Source organism: Pseudomonas sp. 28 E 9 (genome assembly GCF_900004785.1).
In the GTDB taxonomy this organism is placed as follows: Bacteria; Pseudomonadota; Gammaproteobacteria; order Pseudomonadales; family Pseudomonadaceae; genus Aquipseudomonas; species Aquipseudomonas orientalis_A.
Genome location: NZ_CVTK01000054.1, coordinates 67872 through 86615 on the forward strand (window position 1 = coordinate 67872; position 18744 = coordinate 86615).

The following is an 18744-nucleotide window of genomic DNA, read 5'->3' on the forward strand; positions in this document are numbered from 1 at the left end:
GCTTACTTTTGCGCTTTTCAAAAGTGAGCCGCTGTAAAAGCGGAACCATTAGCAGCCGTGACCGAAGAAACGGATATGTACTCGGTCTGATCCAGCATCCTGGTCGGCCCAGAGGCCGTCATCGGGGGCAAGCCCCCTCCCACATGGAATCCCCCGCGATTTCACGACTGTATTACCCATGACCGAATCCCAACTCACAGTCACAAATTTCGCGCTATCCTCGCTAATCGTGCTGGCTACTGCATAGAACTGGACAGTCACAAAGGCTTTGCGGCATAGTCGCCGGGTTCTGCGCTACCCCAACCAATAACAAGGAACAGCCGATGGCGACCTTACTGGTTCTTCACGGACCCAACCTGAACCTGCTCGGCACCCGTGAACCGGGCGTCTACGGGGCAGTGACGCTGGAGCAGATCAACCTCGATCTGGAACAGAGGGCCCGTGTTGCCGGCCACCATTTGCTCTACCTGCAAAGCAATGCCGAGTATGAATTGATTGATCGCATCCACGCCGCGCGCGGCGAAGGCGTGGACTTTATTCTGATCAATCCCGCCGCTTTCACGCATACAAGCGTTGCATTACGTGACGCGCTGCTGGCGGTGAGCATCCCATTCATCGAAGTGCATTTATCGAACGTGCACAAACGCGAAGCTTTCCGCCATCACTCTTACTTCTCCGATGTAGCGGTAGGAGTGATCTGCGGCCTTGGCGCCAGCGGTTACCGACTGGCCCTGGAGGCCGCCCTGGAACACGTTGAAGAACAGGCTAAACGCCCCTGACCGACCCTTGGGAGTTGATGATTCATGGATATCCGTAAAGTTAAGAAACTGATCGAACTGCTGGAAGAATCCGGTATCGACGAGCTGGAAATCAAGGAAGGCGAAGAGTCCGTACGGATCAGCCGTCACAGCAAGACCCCGGCCCAACAGTTCTACGCACCCCAGATGCAAGCACCGGCGCCAGCCGCTGCCGCACCTGCCGCCGCCGCTCCAGCCGCAGCACCTGCGGCCCCGGCAGCCCCTGAGCTGAACGGTTTCGTGGTCAAGTCGCCAATGGTCGGTACCTTCTACCGCACCCCGGCACCGACCTCGCCGGCCTTCGTTGAAGTGGGCAAGACCGTGAAAGTGGGCGACACCATCTGCATCGTGGAAGCGATGAAGATGATGAACCACATCACTGCGGAAAAAGCCGGCGTCATTGAATCCATCCTGGTAGAAAACGGTCAGCCGGTTGAGTACGACCAGCCGCTGTTCACCATCGTTTGAACCGCGGAGCACCTTCGATGTTGAAACCTGCGAAGAAACTGCAAAAAGTCCTGATCGCCAACCGCGGCGAGATCGCGCTGCGTATCCTGCGCGCCTGTAAGGAAGAGGGCATCAAGACCGTCGCTGTTTACTCGACGGCCGATACCGAATTGATGCACGTGAAACTGGCGGACGAAAGCATCTGCATCGGCCCGCCACTGGCCACGAACTCGTACCTGAAAGTCTCGAACATCATCGCGGCCGCTGAAGTGACCGGCGCTGATGGCATCCACCCGGGCTACGGCTTCCTCGCGGAAAACGCCGATTTCGCCGAACAGGTGGAAAAATCCGGCTTCGCCTTCATCGGCCCTAAAGCCGAAACCATCCGCCTGATGGGCGACAAGGTTTCGGCCAAGGACGCCATGATTGCAGCCGGCGTGCCCACCGTTCCTGGCTCCGACGGCCCGTTGCCGGAAGACGAGGAAACCGCGCTGCGCATTGGTCGCGAAGTCGGTTACCCGGTGATCATCAAGGCCGCCGGTGGTGGTGGTGGTCGCGGCATGCGCGTGGTGCACAAGGAAGAAGACCTGATCGAAGCCGCCAAGCAGACCCGCTCCGAAGCGGGTGCCTGGTTCGGCAACCCGATGGTCTACCTGGAGAAGTACCTGACCAACCCACGTCACGTGGAAGTGCAGGTACTGTCCGACGGCCAGGGCCACGCGATCCACCTGGGTGACCGCGATTGCTCGCTGCAACGTCGTCACCAGAAGGTCCTGGAAGAAGCGCCGGCACCGGGTCTGGACGAAAAGGCCCGCCAGGAAGTCCTGGCGCGCTGCGTCAAGGCGTGCATCGACATCAACTACCGTGGCGCCGGTACCTTCGAGTTCCTCTACGAGAACGGCCGTTTCTACTTCATCGAGATGAACACTCGTGTGCAGGTAGAGCATCCGGTTTCGGAGATGGTCACCGGTATCGACATCGTCAAGGAGATGCTCAGCATCGCCGCCGGCAACGTGCTGTCCTTCACCCAGGATGACGTGAAGATCCACGGCCACTCCCTGGAGTGCCGCATCAACGCCGAAGACCCGCAAACCTTCATGCCGAGCCCTGGCCTGGTCAAGCATTTCCACGCGCCCGGCGGCAACGGCGTACGTGTGGATTCGCACCTGTACAGCGGCTACAAGGTTCCGTCCAACTACGACTCGCTGATCGGCAAGCTGATCACCTGGGGCGCGACCCGCGACGAGGCCATGGCCCGCATGCGCAACGCCCTGGACGAAATCGTGGTCGACGGCATCAAGACCAACATCCCGCTGCATCGGGACCTGGTTCGTGATGAAGGCTTCTGCGAAGGTGGTGTGAACATTCACTACCTGGAACACAAGCTGGCCAACCAGTAAGTGCTCCACCCAACAAAGCCGCCTTCGGGCGGTTTTGTTGTTTGTGCACCCCAACTTTCAGGCCATACACAGTCCAAATGTGGGAGGGGGCTTGCCCCCGATAGCGGTGGATCAGTTACAGATATTGAGACTGACACACTGCAATCGGGGGCAAGCCCCCTCCCACATTTGATCTGTGCAGGTCGTCTTCTGCCGTTCGCTCGCGTAAACTTGCGCGCTTTCGCGGCCTACGCGCTGCACACTCATTTTTTTCAAAGGTGCCCGCCATGCCTTGGCTGCAAGTTCGTCTCGCCATCAGCCCGGAACAAGCCGAAACCTACGAAGACGCTTTCCTCGAAGTCGGCGCCGTGTCGGTGACTTTCATGGATGCCGAAGACCAGCCGATCTTCGAACCGGAACTCAACACCACCCCGCTGTGGTCCCACACCCATCTGCTGGCCCTGTTCGAAGACGGCACCGATGCCGACGCCGTGCTGGCGCATATGGAATTGCTCACCGGCGGCCCGCTGCCCGAGCATCACAGCGAAGTGATCGAAGACCAGGACTGGGAACGCAGCTGGATGGATAACTTCCAGCCCATGCGCTTCGGCCAGCGCCTGTGGATCGTACCAAGCTGGCACGCCGCACCCGAGCCGGAGGCCGTCAACCTGCTGCTGGACCCGGGCCTGGCGTTCGGCACCGGCACTCACCCCACCACCGCGCTGTGCCTGGAATGGCTGGACGGCCAGGACCTGACTGACTGCAACGTGCTCGACTTCGGCTGCGGCTCGGGGATCCTGGCGATCGCCGCCCTGCTGTTGGGCGCCAACGAAGCCGTGGGCACCGATATCGACGTGCAAGCGCTGGAAGCTTCCCGCGATAACGCCGGGCGCAATCACATTGCTGAAGGCAAATTCCCACTCTATCTGCCTGAGGACCTGCCCCAGGTGCAGGCCGATGTGCTGGTCGCCAATATTCTCGCCGGCCCGCTGGTTTCACTGGCGCCGCAGTTGTCGAGCCTGGTCAAGCCGGGCGGGCGCCTGGCGCTGTCGGGCATCCTCGCCGAGCAGGGCGAAGAGGTCGCTGCCGCCTACGCCCGGGATTTCGAGCTGGACCCCATCGCCAACCGTGACGGTTGGGTGCGCATCAGTGGACGTCGGCGCTAGAATGAGCGCTTGCCTGAATCGGATGGCCGCATGACCGACAGTTTCGTCACCCAGTGCCCGCATTGCCAGTCGCGCTTTCGCGTCAGCCACGCTCAGTTGAACGTGGCCCGCGGCGTGGTGCGCTGCGGCTCGTGCCTGCAAGTGTTCAATGCCGCTCGCCAGCTACTGGAGCAACGGGCGCACATGCAACCTGGCCAGGCTGCTGACCATGCTCCTGGCCACGCTCCTGACTATGCTCCCGACCACGCCCCTGAGCTTGAGCCTGCCGCCGAAGCCCCACGCGCCATCAGCCAGAAGCAGTGGACGGCCGAAGAACTGGACCTGGACAACCTGGACCTGGACGAAGAGCTAGCCAAACTCGAGCGCCGCGAGATTCAGCACACCCAGCCCGTCGGCGCAGAACGGCGCCAGCCGGGGGCCGACCGTCGGCACAAGGACGAGGCCCTCAGCGCCAGTCGCCATACGGTCAAGGCCGAGGAAGAAAAATGGGCCGCCAGTCTGTTCAGCGAGCCGCCGCAGGAACGCGACCTGCCCGCCGAAGCGGAACCTGCGCCGAGCGCCCGCACCGAACCGTCCATGTCCTTTCACACCGACGATATCGACGACGAGCCGCCACTGCGTGAGACCCCGCACGACGATGATGATCCGGACCCACCGTTCACGCCCCTGACCCCGGCGGCGAACGCAGTCGACGAGCGTGCGCAATCGCGGCGCAAGCGAGTGCGCGCCGATTCCAGCGCCCACGACGACCTGTTCCAGGAGCTGGAAGACGATCCGCTGCACCTGTATGCGCACAAGCGCGCGTCAGGCTGGGGTCGCCGCCTGATCTGGATCGTGCTGGTGCTGCTCGCTGCCGCCGGCCTGGCAGGCCAGTACATCGCCTACCAATTCGACGAACTGGCCCGCCAGGACACCTACCGCCCGTGGTTCCAGCAACTGTGCCCGACCTTGGGCTGCACCGTGCCATCGCGGGTCGACATCGCCCATATCAAGAGCAGCAACCTGGTGGTGCGCAGCCACCCGGAGTTCGCCGGGGCCCTGGTGGTGGATGCGATCATCTACAACCGCGCAACCTTCTCCCAGCCCTTCCCGCTGCTGGAACTGCGTTTTGCCGACCTCAACGGCGGCCTGATCGCCAGTCGGCGCTTCAAGCCCGCCGAATACCTGAGCGGCGAATTGGCCGGGGTCAGCGAAATGCCATCGCAGGTGCCGATCCACATCTCCCTGGACATCCTCGACCCCGGCAACAAAGCCGTGAATTACAGCCTGACCTTCCATTCGCCCGAATGAAGCTACGCCGCAACCGTGGTTTGACGACGGATTATTGACTGCACCGGCGTCATCCAAACCGATGGCGATAAAAAAATAACTGTTCAGATTTTATCCAATTCAGCCTTTATCCAGTCATCGAGAGCGGGTATCATGCCAACCCTTTTTCGAACTCTAATGATCCGGCCCCACAACAGGGAAGTCCTATGTCGGCGGTACGCATCGGCCCATATACATTGCACAACGGCTTGATCCTCGCCCCGATGGCGGGCGTCACGGACCAGCCCTTTCGTCAGCTCTGCAAACGTTTGGGCGCGGGTCTAGTAGTCTCTGAAATGGTCACCAGCGACATGAGTTTGTGGAACACCCGCAAGTCGCGGATGCGCATGATCCACGAAGGTGATCCCGAGCCGCGCTCGGTGCAGATCGCCGGGGGAGATGCGCAGATGCTGGCGGATGCGGCCAGGGCCAATGTGGAGCTGGGCGCGCAGATCATTGATATCAACATGGGCTGCCCGGCCAAGAAGGTCTGCAACAAGGCCGCCGGTTCCGCCCTGTTGAAAGATGAGCAGTTGGTTGCCGAGATCCTGCAGGCCGTTGTCGCCGCAGTCGATGTGCCGGTGACCCTGAAGATTCGTACCGGCTGGGACCGGGACAACAAGAATGGCCTGACGGTGGCGAAGATCGCCGAACAGGCGGGTATTGCAGCGCTGGCGGTGCATGGCCGCACCCGCGCCGACCTTTATACCGGGGAAGCCGAGTACGACACGGTTGCCGCGATCAAGCAGGCCGTGTCGATGCCGGTGTTTGCCAATGGCGATATCGATTCAGCCGAGAAAGCCCGGCGCGTGCTGCACGCCACCGGTGCCGACGGCTTGTTGATCGGCCGGGCCGCCCAGGGGCGGCCATGGATTTTCCGTGAAATCGAGCATTTCCTGCGTACCGGCGACGTGTTGCCGGCACCGGGACTGACCGAGGTGGAACGTATTCTGCTGGAGCATCTGGCCGCCCTGCACGCCTTCTATGGGGACGTGATGGGCGTACGTATTGCTCGCAAGCATGTCGGCTGGTACCTCGCCACCTTGCCGGGCGCCAAGGAATTGCGCGCTCAGTTCAATCGTTTGGATGAAACGCAGGCACAGGTCGCCATCGTTCGTGAATTCTTCGCCGAACGTGACAAGAGCCTGGCAACAGGGGATGGAGAAGGGGTGGCCGCATGACCTTGATGACCGAGACTTTAGTGAGTGGAACAGCACCCGTGAGCGACAACGTCAATTTGAAACAGCACCTCAACACGCCGAGCGAAGAAGGCCAGACCCTTCGCGGGAGTGTCGAGAAGGCGCTGCACAATTATTTCGCCCACCTCGAGGGTGCTTCCGTCACGGACGTGTACAACCTGGTGCTCTCCGAAGTCGAGGCGCCCCTGCTCGAGAGCGTGATGAACTACGTCAAGGGCAACCAGACCAAAGCCAGTGAGCTGCTGGGCCTCAATCGTGGGACCTTGCGCAAAAAGCTCAAGCAGTACGATTTGCTGTAAGCATTCAATCAAACCAGAAAGGCGCCCGCGTAAAAACGGTCGCCTTTTTTGCTGACTCCTTTGCTTTTGATGGAAATTGAAATGACCGACCAGACTACCCGCCTGCCGATCCGCCGCGCCTTGATCAGTGTTTCCGACAAGACCGGGATCCTCGAATTTGCCCGGGAGCTGGAAGCCCTGGGCGTGGAAATCCTCTCCACGGGCGGGACCTTCAAACTGCTGCAGGACAACGGCGTGGCCGCAGTAGAAGTCGCGGACTACACCGGTTTCGCGGAAATGATGGACGGTCGGGTCAAAACCCTGCACCCGAAAATTCACGGCGGCATCCTCGGCCGTCGCGGTATCGACGACGCCATCATGAACGAGCACGGCATCAAGCCGATCGACCTGGTGGCCGTCAACCTCTACCCCTTCGAAGCCACCATCAACAAGCCAGGCTGCGACCTGCCGACCGCCATCGAAAACATCGATATCGGCGGCCCGACCATGGTCCGCTCGGCGGCCAAGAACCACAAAGACGTGGCCATCGTGGTCAATGCCGGCGACTACGCCCAAGTGCTGGAAAGCCTGAAGGCCGGCGGTCTGACCTACGCCCAGCGTTTCGACCTGATGCTCAAGGCGTTCGAACACACCGCCGCCTACGACGGCATGATCGCCAACTACATGGGCACCGTGAACCAGGCGGCCGAGACCTTGAGCACAGAAGGCCGCAGTCAGTTCCCGCGTACCTTCAACAGCCAGTTCATCAAGGCCCAGGAAATGCGCTACGGCGAGAACCCGCACCAGAGCGCGGCGTTCTACGTGGAGGCAAACCCGACCGAAGTGGGCATTGCCACTGCGACCCAGCTGCAAGGCAAGGAGCTGTCCTACAACAACGTGGCCGACACCGACGCCGCGCTGGAATGCGTGAAGAGCTTCGTCAAACCGGCCTGCGTGATCGTCAAGCACGCCAACCCGTGCGGCGTGGCCGTGAGCCCGGACGCTGAAGGCGGGATCCGCCAGGCCTACGAACTGGCCTACGCCACCGACACCGAATCGGCGTTCGGCGGCATCATCGCCTTCAACCGCGAACTGGATGCCGAGACCGCCAAGGCGATCGTCGAGCGCCAGTTCGTCGAAGTGATCATCGCGCCAAGCGTCAGCGAAGAGGCCCGCGCCATCGTCGCGGCCAAAGCCAATGTGCGCCTGCTGGCCTGCGGTGAATGGTCGGCTGACCGCGCCGCTGCCTGGGATTACAAGCGCGTCAATGGCGGCCTGCTGGTACAGAGCCGCGACATCGGCATGATCGGCAGCCAGGATCTGAAAGTCGTGACCAAACGCGCGCCCACCGAGCAAGAGATCAACGACCTGATCTTTGCCTGGAAAGTGGCCAAGTACGTCAAGTCCAACGCCATCGTCTACGCCAAGAACCGCCAGACCATCGGTGTCGGCGCCGGCCAGATGAGCCGTGTGAACTCGGCGCGTATCGCCGCGATCAAGGCTGAACACGCCGGCTTGCAGGTGATGGGCTCGGTGATGGCGTCCGATGCGTTCTTCCCGTTCCGTGATGGCCTGGACAATGCCGCGAAAGCCGGCGTGACCGCCGTGATCCAACCGGGTGGCTCGATGCGTGATGCTGAAGTCATCGCCGCCGCTGATGAAGCCGGTATAGCGATGGTCTTCACCGGCATGCGCCACTTCCGCCACTAAACACCACTGCTTCCTACTGTAGGAGCGAGCTTGCTCGCGAAAAGCCCGAGAGCGCCACGGGGGTCAGGTTTCCCCCGTTATCGTTGACGATCTTCGCGAGCAAGCTCGCTCCTACAGTGAAGCACAGCGTTTCCCAGAGGTTTTTGAAATGAATGTTTTGATCATTGGCAGCGGTGGCCGTGAACACGCCTTGGCCTGGAAAGTTGCCCAGGACCCCCGTGTGCAGAAAGTCTTCGTTGCGCCCGGCAACGCCGGTACCGCCATTGAAGCCAAGTGCGAAAACGTCGCCATCGACGTGCTGGCGCTCGAGCAACTGGCGGACTTTGCCGAAAAGAACGTCTCCCTGACCATCGTCGGCCCGGAAGTACCGCTGGTGGCCGGCGTCGTCGACCTGTTCCGCAGCCGTGGCCTGGATTGCTTCGGCCCGACCGCCGGTGCCGCTCAACTGGAAGGCTCGAAAGCCTTCACCAAGGACTTCCTGGCGCGCCACAAGATTCCGACCGCCGACTACCAGAACTTCACCGAGATCGAGCCGGCCCTGGCTTACCTGCGTGAAAAAGGTGCGCCAATCGTGATCAAGGCCGACGGCCTGGCCGCCGGTAAAGGCGTGATCGTCGCCATGACCCTGCAGGAAGCCGAGGACGCCGTACGCGACATGCTCGCCGGCAACGCCTTTGGTGATGCCGGTTCGCGCGTGGTCATCGAGGAATTCCTCGACGGCGAAGAAGCCAGCTTCATCGTGATGGTCGACGGCAAGAACGTCTTGCCGATGGCCACCAGTCAGGACCACAAGCGCGTCGGCAACGGCGACAGCGGCCCGAACACCGGCGGCATGGGTGCTTATTCCCCGGCGCCGGTGGTCACCGCCCAGGTGCACCAGCGCGTCATGGACCTGGTGATCTGGCCGACCGTGCGCGGCATGGCCGACGAAGGCAACGTCTACACCGGTTTCCTCTACGCCGGCCTGATGATCGACAAAGCCGGCAACCCGAAAGTCATCGAGTTCAACTGCCGCTTCGGCGACCCGGAAACCCAACCGGTGATGCTGCGCCTGCAATCGAGCCTGGTGCTGCTGGTGGAAGCCGCGCTGGCCCAGGCCCTGGACAAGGTCGAAGCACAGTGGGACCCACGCCCGAGCGTCGGCATCGTGCTCGCGGCCGGCGGTTACCCTGCCGATTACGCCAAGGGCGATGTGATTGAAGGCCTGGACGCCGCGGCTGCGCTGGAAGGCAAAGTGTTTCATGCCGGCACTGCGCTGCAGGACGGCAAGGTCGTCACCGCCGGTGGCCGCGTGCTGTGCGCCACCGCGATGGGCGCCAGCGTCGATGCCGCGCAGCAGCAAGCGTACAAGTTGGCCGCAAAAATCGACTGGAAAGGCTGCTTCTACCGCACCGACATCGGTTACCGCGCCATTGCCCGTGAACGCGGCGAGAACCACTGAGTAGCTATCCGTTCGGGTAGGTAAGGGCCTCTGGCCCTTGCCGTACTCATGCCGCCCCGCGCATAGTTAACCCGTGCATTCACCTACGAAGGGACTTCGCCGTGCGCTGGCTCAGGATCGCCTTAGGTTTTACCGTCAGTCTGCTGACCCTGCTCTGCCTGGTCCCGGCTCAAGCCGCGGCGCAAGGCAGTGGTTGGGCAGTCTTGCTCGATGATCAGGCCGACCTGCAACTGAGCGACATCCGTTCCTCGCGCTACACCAATCAATTCAGCCCCATCGAACTGGACCGGATTACCGCCGCGCCCCCGGACGGTGCGTTGTGGGTACGCTTCAAGCTGCAACCCGGCAAGCATGAACAGGTGCTGCGGGTGTTCGCCCCGGACTTGTCGAGCCTGAGCCTGTATGTGCTGGACGGCAACAGCCTGGTGGAGCAGCAGACCACCGGCACGCGCCAACCCCAGGCCGAGCGCCCGCTGCCCAGCAGTGACTTCATGCTGCCGATGCCACAGAGCCAGCGCCCGCTCGAGGTTTACCTGCGCCTGGTGTCGGAACACGAGCTGCGCCCCTATATCACCCTGGAACCCGCCGTACTCGCCGCCGCCAACCAGAACCAGACGCTGGTCTACGGCTTGCTGTTCGGCGTCCTGCTGATGCTGATCCTGCATAACCTCACGCGCTTCGCCTACCACCGCTCGCGCAGCAGCCTGTGGCTGGCCGCGTGTGAGTTCCTGCTGATGCTCAGCCTGGCACTGTTGCTCAACGTGGTGGGGCCGTGGCTGCCCAACTGGCACGCGATCCAGACCCCCGGCGCCTACCTCGCCCTGCTGCTGACCGCGCCGTGCGGGCTGATGTTTGCCTATCGCTTCTTCATGCCGCTGGGCCCGCACCCGCTGAACAAACTGTTGATGGCCGACATATTGGTGATCGTGCTGTGTGGCCTGCTGCTGTTGTTCGTCAACACCCTGCCGCTGAACATCATCACCTATGCCCTGGTGGCGCTGGCCGGCCTGAGCATGCTGTTTGTCTCGGCCTATCACTGGCAACGGGGCTATCGTCCGGCGCGCCTGTTCGTGGCGGGGATGGTGGTGTTCAACATCGGCACGCTGATCATTCTTCCCGCCCTGCTCGGCCTCACGTTGTTGGCACCGCAAGGCCTGATCATCACCCTGCTGAGTTTCATCTGCATCAGCGGCCTGCTGATGAGCCTGGCCCTTGGCGAACGCCAGCGCGCCATTGTTGAAACGCGCTTCAGCCTCAGCCGCGACCTGGCCGCGAGCAATGCCGAAATCGCGGCCAAAGCGGAGTTCCTGGCGAAAATCAGCCACGAAATCCGCACCCCCATGAACGGCGTGCTGGGCATGACCGAGTTGCTGCTGGGCACGCCGTTGTCGGTGAAACAACGCGACTACGTGCAGACCATTCACAGCGCCGGCAACGAATTGCTCACGCTGATCAACGAAATCCTGGACATCTCCAAGCTCGAATCGGGGCAGATCGAACTCGATGATGTGCAGTTCGACCTCAACGCGCTGATCGACGACTGCCTGAGCATCTTCCGCGCCAAGGCAGAGCAGCAGAACGTCGAGCTGATCAGCTTTATCCAGCCCCAGGTGCCGCGCGTGATCAGCGGTGACCCGACACGCCTGCGCCAGGCGCTGTTGAGCCTGCTGGAAAACGCCCTGCATAAAACCGACGAGGGCGAAGTGCTGATCGTCGTTGCCCTCGACGAGCGCAGCCCCCAGCCACGCCTGCGCATTGCCGTGCAAGACAGCGGCGTGCCCATGGACGCCGCCGAGCGCGACGCCCTGATGCACAGCGAACTGCACAGCAAGAACTTCCTCTCGGCCACACGCTTGAGCGGCCACCTGGGCCTGGTGATCGCACGCCAGTTGATCCTGTTGATGAACGGCGAATTCGGCGTCAAGAGCGGCAGTCACCAGGGCAGTACCCTGTGGCTGACCCTGCCGTTGGACCCCGAACGCCTCGAGCACCCGACCTCCGATCTCGACGGCCCGCTCAAGGACGCACGGGTACTGGTGGTGGACGACAACGACACCTGCCGCAAGGTGCTGCTGCAGCAATGCTCGGCCTGGGGCCTGAACGTCAGCGCCGTGGCTTCGGGCAAAGAGGCCCTGGCCCTGCTGCGCACCAAGGCGCACCTGCGCGATTACTTCGACGTGGTGTTGCTGGACCAGAACATGCCCGGCATGACCGGCATGCAACTGGCGGCCAAGATCAAGGAAGACCCGAGCCTGAACCACGATATCCTGCTGATCATGCTCACCGGCATCAGCAACGCGCCGAGCAAGATCATCGCGCGCAACTGCGGGATCAAGCGCATCCTCGCCAAGCCGGTGGCCGGTTATACGCTCAAGACCACCCTGGCCGACGAACTGACCCAGCGCAGCAAAGGCGCCCCCCACCCTCGCCTCGCTCCCGCCGCGCCGGCAGCCATTACCGTGCCCAGCGACTTCCGCATCCTGGTGGCCGAGGACAACAGTATCTCCACCAAAGTGATACGCGGCATGCTCGGCAAGCTCAACCTCAACCCGGATACCGCCAGCAACGGCGAAGAAGCGTTGGAGGCGATGAAAGCCCAACGCTATGACCTGGTGCTGATGGACTGTGAAATGCCGATCCTCGATGGTTTCTCCGCCACCCAGCAGCTGCGCGCGTGGGAAGTCAGCCACCAACGTGTGCGCACGCCGGTGGTGGCGCTCACGGCGCATATTCTCTCGGAACATAAAGAACGCGCGCGCCAGGCGGGGATGGACGGGCATATGGCCAAGCCGGTGGAACTGTCACAGTTGCGCGAGCTGGTGGATTACTGGGTTGTGCAACGCCAGCAACGCCCGGAACACGCGCCTTCCTGATTGAAATGCCATCAAGTGCTATGGGTGATCAAATGTGGGAGGGGGCTTGCCCCCGATAGCGGTGGGTCAGTGACAAATAAGCTGACTGTCACACTGCAATCGGGGGCAAGCCCCCTCCCACATTTGACGCGCGTCGCCTGATAGACTCACTGCACTTCCACCGCCCGCGAGTCCCCCCATGCTCCACGTGTTATTCAGCGTTTACCTGAAGATGCTGGTGCTCTACAGCCCGTTCTTCGTGCTGTCCTGCTTTATCAGCCTGACCCGCGGCTATTCCAGCAAGGAGCGGCGGCGCCTGGCCTGGAAAGTCGCGTTGGCGACGCTGGTGTCGAGCGTGCTGCTGTACCTGTTCGGCCGGGTCATTTTCAGTGTGTTCGGCATCACCGTGGACGCGTTCCGCATCGGCGCCGGCAGCGTGCTGTTTATCTCCGCCCTGGGCATGGCCCAGGGCAAGTCGGCGGTGCAAACCGATAACGTGCAGCAGGACGTGACCATCGTACCGCTGACCATCCCGCTCACGGTCGGCCCCGGCACCATCGGCGCATTGCTGGTAATGGGGGTGAGCCAGCCCCATTGGGACGACAAGCTCACTGCCATCCTCAGCATCGCCCTGGCCAGTCTCACGGTGGGGGTGGTGCTGTACCTGTCCAATCGGATCGAACGCATTCTTGGCGACCAGGGCTTGCAGATTGTCAGTCGGTTGATGGGCTTGTTCGTGTGCGCCCTGGCCGCGCAAATTATCTTTACCGGGGTCCGTGGCTATCTGGTGACCTAGATCCGGTACTTGGCGATGGCCGACTGCACTTTGTCACCCGCACTGTCGCGCATCAGTTGCAGGGTCTGTTCATTGACCACCGAGGTATTGAGCACCAGGCAGGTCTGCCCGCTGAAGGCCTCGAACGATGAGCTGTCCCATTCAAGGAACGGCAACCCCACCTGCTTGCTCACGCCATGGCTGCTGTAGGTCACCAGGACCATCATCACTTCGCCATTGGTTTCAGCGCAGGACGCCACGCCGAAGTCACCACCCTGATGCACGCTGCTGTTGCGTTTGAACAAATCGAAAGATGCCGGCAGTTGCTTCAAGGTCTCCAGCGCATCGGCGGCCAGTTTCGGCAGCAGGCTGAGCAACGGCCCCGACATGGACATCGAGGCGAGCATCGCGCCGATGATATTCAGCGCCGTCAGTTGCACCGTCAGCCCCCTGCCCGCGCGCGAGACGCGCTCGAAGCTGCTGCGCACCGGCAGCCAGCCGAGGCTGACCATCACTTTGATAAATTCGTCGTACCAGGCCTCGGTGCCCCGATGCACCTTCAATACATCGCTCACGTAACTGCTGGCCAGCAGGTAGCTTTTACGGATGTATTCGCGGTTAAGCCCGGACAGCCCCTCGGCAAAGGAAATCACCCCGTTGTTGACCACCGCCGCATTGCAGTCATCTTCGGTGTCCAGCGGTAACGTCGCGGGCGTGCCCGGCGCGCCCGGCAATTTGTAGGCGGCAATCAGCTTGCGCCGTTTTGTACTGTTGATCCTTCTGTGGTGTCGCTCCATTTCCCAATTCTCCACGTACACCCCGACTCGGGGCCTGTAACCACACTAGTCCACTCACCGACGGGCTTTCCAGGCAACAAACATCCCTTGGCGCGGCCCGGCAAAACGCGCCGACCCGCAATAACGCGGCATGCACGATGAGCCTCGTAGTTTCGTCGTGAAAAAAAGAAAAAGCCCCGAACGACAACAGAAAAATCCTGGTGTCATTCGGAGCTTTCGGGCCACTGCCGAGCTGTTTTCAGCCGGCGGGTTTATCGCCGTACCAGCGCGGGGTGTACACCCACTCGCCGCCACCGGCACGCGCAAAGGTGCAGGTGGTGGACGAGCCGATCAGCACCATGGTGCGCATGTCCACCTGGTCCGGGGTGAGTTGCCCCAGGGTGGTGACGCGCAGCGTCTGGCCCGGGCGACCGATATCGCGGCCCAGCACCACCGGCGTTTCAGGGGTGCGGTGCTGGGCGACGATCTCCAGTGCACGCCCCAGTTGCCACGGCCGCGCGCGGGAAATCGGGTTGTAGAAGGCCAGGGCCAGGTCGGCCTGGGACGCGAGGTCCAGACGCTTTTCGATGATCGACCACGGCTTGAGGTTGTCCGACAGCGACATCACACAGAAATCATGCCCCAGCGGCGCCCCGGCCTGGGCAGCGGTGGCCAGGGACGCCGAGACGCCCGGCAGGATTTGCAGGTCGACCTGGTGCCAGGCCGGGTCGCCGGACTCATGCAACGCCTCGATCACCGCAGCGGCCATGGCGAATACACCCGGGTCGCCGGACGACACCACCACCACCGAGCGCCCTTGGGCGGCCAGCTCGAAGGCGTGACGGGCCCGCTGCATTTCTTCGCGGTTGTCCGTGCAGTGCTGCACCTGATCCTCACGGAACGGCCCGGCCATGCGCACGTAGGTTTCGTAGCCCAGCACATCGGTGCAGCGCGCCAACTCGGCCTTGACCGCCGGCACCATCAAGTCAGCGGCGCCCGGACCGAGCCCGATCACGGCAAGGCGCCCGCGTGGGCGGCCGACCTGTGACACGTCCAACGGCTGTTCGGCGACGCTGAGGGTGATGTCCGCCTGCGGCTCGACCTTGTCAAACCGCAGCGGTACGCCCAGTTCCAGCGCAGCCTCATGCAGTGACGCATCAGCCATCTGCAGGTCGCTGGCAAGCAGGCACGCCAGCGACTGCACGGCAATGCCTGCCTCATGCAAGGCGGTGCGCACACGTGCGGCCAGGTGCGCGCCCGGCTTGCAGGTGGCGCAGACGGTTTTCGGATAAATCACTAATTCGTTGGCGGCCGGCACGCGCTCGGCACTGCCCACATGTATCGCCAGGCGCGCCTGCGCGGCCTGCGGCAAGTTGGCCTGCGCCAGCCAGGGCGCCGCGCCTTCAATGCGCACGCTTTCACCGGCGAGCAGGTCCGAGACAAAGCGCTTGCCCAACTCCAGGTCCGCCAACTCATAGCCCCTCGGCGGGTTGAGCAGGCAGGTGCCAAAGCGCAACTCGCCGCTGGTGGTGATCGCCGCCGCCACCCCCAGCGCAGCGGCAATCTCCCGCGCCATCACATTCACACCGCCCAGCCCGCCCAGCAGGGGCACCACGGCGCTGCCGTCTTCGGCAACGGCCAGCACGGCCGGCTCCTCACCTTTTTCGAGCAGCAGCGGCGCGAGGGTACGGATGACGATGCCGGCGGCGCACAGCGCAATCAGCGGTGTTCCCTGCTGGTAGAGCTGGCGCAGTGTGGCGCCGAATTCGCTGTAGACCTGGTCCGCGCCGTCGACCCGACCGGTCAGGCCATGGATCTGCGCGGCCGGGTAAAGCTGCTGGATCCTGCGCGCAGTCGCCAGGCTGCCCTGGCCCAGAATGACAATCGCCGGGCTCATCAACCTTGCCACCGTTCACCGGGCACGATGATCAAGGAAAAATACGGTGACGACATCGGCTCCACCTGGTCCAGCGGCACGATTTTCTGATTGGCCATGGTGGCGCGTTCCACGTACAGCGCACGCCCGGCCAGACCGAGTTCCTCCAACACCTGGCGCACCTTGTGGAAGTTGCGCCCCAACTTCATGATCACCGCCGCGTCGGCGTCCGCCAGCCGGCGCTTGAGGTCGTCGTGCGGCAACACCCCCGACAGCACCGACAGGCTCTGGTTGCGATACACCAGCGGCGCACCCAACACCGAAGCGCCGCCCAGCATCGAACACACGCCCGGGATGACCTGCGCTTCATAGCGCTCGGCAAGGCGGTCATGCAGGTACATGTAGGAGCCGTAGAAGAACGGGTCGCCTTCACAGATCACCGCCACATCGCGGCCCGCATCCAGGTGCGCGGCCACGTCGACGCTGGCGGTGTCGTAGAAGTCGCTGATCACTTGCTCATAGGACAGCGGCGCCGGCAGCGCCTCGGTGGTTACCGGGTACACCAGTGGCATCAGGGTCTGTTGCGGCACCAGATGATCTTCGATGATGCCGAACGCATTGCCCTTCTTGCCCTTGGCCACGAAGTACGCCACCACCGGCGACTCGCGCAGCAGGCGCAGGGCTTTGACCGTTATCAGTTCCGGGTCGCCGGGGCCCACGCCCAGGCCGATCAGACGTCCGCGTGGGTGCATTATTCGACCTCCGTGGCAAGCGCATTGACGGCGGCGGCGGCCATGGCACTGCCGCCCAGACGGCCCTGCATGATCACGAACGGCACGCCACGGCTGTCGGCGGCAAGCATCGCCTTGGATTCGGCGGCGCCGACAAAGCCCACCGGGAAGCCGAGGATCAACGCCGGTTTCGGCGCGCCGGCGTCGAGCATTTCCAGCAGGTAGAACAAGGCGGTCGGCGCGTTGCCGATCACCACCACGCTGCCTGCCAGGTGCGGGCGCCACAGCTCCAGCGCGGCAGCGGAACGGGTGTTGCCCAACGCCCGCGCCAGCTCAGGCACGCTGTCATCACGCAGGGTGCAGATCACCTCGTTATTGGCCGGCAGACGCGCGCGGGTCACGCCTTCGGAGACCATCCGCGCATCGCATAAAATTGGTGCGCCCGCCGCGAGCGCGTCGCGCCCGGCCTTGCCCGCGCCTTCGGAGAATTGCAGGCCGTCGATCGCCTCGACCATGCCGCAGGCATGAATCACCCGCACCGCGAGTTTTTCCAGATCGGCCGGGATGCGGTCCAGGTTGGCTTCCGCGCGAATAATGGCGAAGGAGTTGCGATAGATCTCCTGACCGTCGCGGATGTAATCAATCATCGGTGTTGCTCCGTGGGCGAGCGCGTAACAGGGCGCCCGCCGCGTCAATGGAAAGAGTGCGCGCGTGCAGCCGGCCAAACCCTGGATGGGCGGCGTCGCGAAAATAGAGGTCGTAATGGCCGGGACTCACCGCCAGCAAGGTGACCGGCGCGGTGTGCGCGGCGGCGCAGGAGCGCGGGCAACCGGACAGGTGCACCTCCACGCCGGGTTGCAGGGTGGCCAGTTGCACTGCGTCGGCCTTGGTATCGGCCAGGCCTTTGCCGCAACCGCTGGAACCGGTGCAGGCAATCATGCGCGCAAGGGGTTGCTCGATTGAACAGAGAAAGCCCAGTTGCCCCAAGCGGTCGGTGACGGCGCCAGGGCGTGCAATGTTGGGCAGCAGCACGCCTTGCCAGGGCGTGAAGCGCAACGTGCCATCGCCGTGCTCGCTGGCCAGCTGCGCGGCGCCCTGGAGCATCCGCGAATCCAGACGGCCCAGTGGCGCGACTGCCGCGACGTAGAACTGATTCTTCCGGGGCTGGGGATAACTTCCGATGTGCAGCAGCGCACCACCGGCCGGGCGTTTGAAGCCCTGGGCCGACAGCAGCGGCAGGCTCAGGCGGCTCAATAACTTATCCACAGCCAGATGACGCATGCGCGTTTGTTCGGGCGTCGCCAGGTCGAGAAAGGCCTCCAGCACCGCCACCACCAGCGCATGGCCCTGGTTCAGTGGCACGGCCGCCACCGGCGCATTCAGGCCGGGGCAGCCGGCCAGGCCGAACGCCAGCAGCGTTTGCCCCTCGCGCACAAACGCCGACAGCCACAGGTCATGGTGATGCTCGAGCATCGCCAGGGCTTCACCACCGTCCAGCTGCACGGCGAACTTGGCCGACAACTGATGAAACCGCGGATGACTGTCCAACGTGGCAAGAATCTGCGCGGCCAGCGGGCGGGTGTCGAACAGCATCTGCGGATCGATGCCGGCGCTGGGGCTGAGCATCAGGTTGCGCACGTCATCACCGGCCGCGTTGCTCGGGCCGAGGCCGGCCGCCAGCAGCATTGCGATCAAGGCGTCCTGCTCGGCGCCGATCCCGCGAATCTGCAAGTTGGCGCGGTTGGTCGCCTCGATCACCCCGCCCGCGTACGCCTGGGCAGCATCCGCCACGGCGTTGGCCTGGGCCGCGGTAAGCGAACCACCGGCCAGTTTGACCCGACAGATACCGCCGTCCAACGCCTGGACAATACGCAGCAACCCCGGACAGGCCGAGGGGCGCAAGGTATTTACAGCGGGCGTTGGGTTCACGGGGCTACCGGTTGACGGGTAAAGGCGCGGTATTATGCCTGCTTTGTCCGGCGGCATGAAAAGCCTGCCCGTCGGATGTC

The 18744-nt window shown here is 63.1% G+C and carries 16 protein-coding genes; 11 read left to right on the top strand and 5 right to left on the bottom strand.

Going from position 1 to position 18744, the window contains the following annotated elements:
• Positions 1-323: 323 nt before the first annotated feature.
• From aroQ to BFQ00_RS22160, 11 genes are all read left to right on the top strand, one after another.
• Entirely contained in the window at positions 324-779 is a 456-nt protein-coding gene (gene aroQ / locus BFQ00_RS22110; protein WP_057724120.1) for a type II 3-dehydroquinate dehydratase, read from the top strand.
• Between the two features lie 24 nt (positions 780-803).
• On the top strand, positions 804-1265 hold the full coding sequence (gene accB, locus BFQ00_RS22115; protein WP_065894602.1) for an acetyl-CoA carboxylase biotin carboxyl carrier protein: 462 nt from the start codon (positions 804-806) through the stop codon (positions 1263-1265).
• Positions 1266-1282: 17 nt separating this feature from the next.
• Positions 1283-2644 carry an acetyl-CoA carboxylase biotin carboxylase subunit gene (accC, locus tag BFQ00_RS22120; RefSeq protein WP_065894600.1) on the top strand — a complete coding sequence of 454 codons (1362 nt, stop codon included), beginning with the start codon at positions 1283-1285 and terminating at the stop codon, positions 2642-2644.
• A gap of 266 nt (positions 2645-2910) precedes the next feature.
• Positions 2911-3789: a 50S ribosomal protein L11 methyltransferase gene (gene prmA / locus BFQ00_RS22125; protein WP_065934763.1), complete on the top strand. Its 879-nt coding sequence runs from the start codon at positions 2911-2913 to the stop codon at positions 3787-3789.
• Between the two features lie 30 nt (positions 3790-3819).
• Positions 3820-5079, top strand: a complete 1260-nt coding sequence (locus BFQ00_RS22130; protein ID WP_065934764.1) for a DUF3426 domain-containing protein — start codon at positions 3820-3822, stop codon at positions 5077-5079.
• A 185-nt stretch (positions 5080-5264) separates the two neighbouring features.
• On the top strand, positions 5265-6278 hold the full coding sequence (gene dusB, locus BFQ00_RS22135) for a tRNA dihydrouridine synthase DusB (protein WP_065883448.1): 1014 nt from the start codon (positions 5265-5267) through the stop codon (positions 6276-6278).
• Positions 6275-6595 carry a DNA-binding transcriptional regulator Fis gene (fis, locus tag BFQ00_RS22140; protein WP_007250933.1) on the top strand — a complete coding sequence of 107 codons (321 nt, stop codon included), beginning with the start codon at positions 6275-6277 and terminating at the stop codon, positions 6593-6595. Before dusB ends, fis begins: the two co-directional genes overlap by 4 nt.
• 81 nt (positions 6596-6676) lie before the next feature.
• Positions 6677-8284, top strand: coding sequence for a bifunctional phosphoribosylaminoimidazolecarboxamide formyltransferase/IMP cyclohydrolase (gene purH, locus BFQ00_RS22145; protein ID WP_065934765.1), 1608 nt, complete (start codon positions 6677-6679; stop codon positions 8282-8284).
• A gap of 148 nt (positions 8285-8432) precedes the next feature.
• Positions 8433-9725: a phosphoribosylamine--glycine ligase gene (purD, locus tag BFQ00_RS22150; protein WP_065883445.1), complete on the top strand. Its 1293-nt coding sequence runs from the start codon at positions 8433-8435 to the stop codon at positions 9723-9725.
• Between the two features lie 101 nt (positions 9726-9826).
• The gene (locus BFQ00_RS22155; RefSeq protein ID WP_065883443.1) at positions 9827-12598 is read left to right on the top strand and encodes a hybrid sensor histidine kinase/response regulator; all 2772 of its coding nucleotides are present in this window, start codon (positions 9827-9829) and stop codon (positions 12596-12598) included.
• A 178-nt stretch (positions 12599-12776) separates the two neighbouring features.
• Positions 12777-13373 (top strand): MarC family protein, encoded by a 597-nt coding sequence (locus BFQ00_RS22160; RefSeq protein WP_065883442.1) that lies wholly within the window; start codon positions 12777-12779, stop codon positions 13371-13373.
• Here the strand turns inward: BFQ00_RS22160 and BFQ00_RS22165 are convergent.
• The 5 genes from BFQ00_RS22165 to cobG all read right to left on the bottom strand — a co-directional run bounded on the left by BFQ00_RS22165 (position 13370) and on the right by cobG (position 18721).
• Positions 13370-14149 (bottom strand): hypothetical protein, encoded by a 780-nt coding sequence (locus BFQ00_RS22165; RefSeq protein WP_065883440.1) that lies wholly within the window; start codon positions 14147-14149, stop codon positions 13370-13372. The genes BFQ00_RS22160 and BFQ00_RS22165 overlap by 4 nt on opposite strands.
• Positions 14150-14387: 238 nt before the next feature.
• A complete protein-coding gene (gene cobJ, locus BFQ00_RS22170; protein WP_065934766.1) occupies positions 14388-16025 on the bottom strand; it encodes a precorrin-3B C(17)-methyltransferase in 1638 nt (545 codons plus the stop codon).
• Entirely contained in the window at positions 16025-16756 is a 732-nt protein-coding gene (locus BFQ00_RS22175) for a precorrin-2 C(20)-methyltransferase (RefSeq protein WP_065934767.1), read from the bottom strand. Before BFQ00_RS22175 ends, cobJ begins: the two co-directional genes overlap by 1 nt.
• Entirely contained in the window at positions 16756-17382 is a 627-nt protein-coding gene (locus tag BFQ00_RS22180) for a precorrin-8X methylmutase (protein ID WP_065934768.1), read from the bottom strand. Before BFQ00_RS22180 ends, BFQ00_RS22175 begins: the two co-directional genes overlap by 1 nt.
• Positions 17375-18721 carry a precorrin-3B synthase gene (gene cobG, locus BFQ00_RS22185; RefSeq protein ID WP_065934769.1) on the bottom strand — a complete coding sequence of 449 codons (1347 nt, stop codon included), beginning with the start codon at positions 18719-18721 and terminating at the stop codon, positions 17375-17377. Before cobG ends, BFQ00_RS22180 begins: the two co-directional genes overlap by 8 nt.
• Between the last annotated feature and the right edge of the window lie 23 nt (positions 18722-18744).